Raw genomic sequence first — 229 nt, 5'->3', positions numbered from 1 at the left:
ATTTGCAACGGCGTGAAGAGGTTTTTTAAATCTTACTTCCTCTCCTTTCCAATATATTTTCCCTTCATCTGGGGGGACATCTCCATTTATCACCCTGGCTAATTCACTTCTTCCTGCTCCAATTAATCCCGCAAATCCTAAGATCTCTCCTTTTCTAAGACTAAAGCTTACATCTTCAAACCATCCTTTTTTTGTCAAATTCTCAACTCTTAAGATTTCTTCCTTAAAG

Annotated in this window: 1 protein-coding gene; it reads right to left on the bottom strand. The window is 37.6% G+C overall.

Translation table 11 applies throughout. The annotated features are described in order from the left end of the window. On the bottom strand, positions 1-229 hold a 229-nt coding region (locus AOA62_RS01720), incomplete at both ends, for an ATP-binding cassette domain-containing protein (RefSeq protein ID WP_178075611.1).

Source organism: Pseudomonas sp. 2995-3 (assembly GCF_002742565.1).
In the GTDB taxonomy this organism is placed as follows: Bacteria; Pseudomonadota; Gammaproteobacteria; order Pseudomonadales; family Pseudomonadaceae; genus Aquipseudomonas; species Aquipseudomonas edaphica.
The sequence above is the reverse complement of the archived record's forward strand: the minus strand, read 5'-3'. Positions and strand labels throughout refer to the sequence as shown.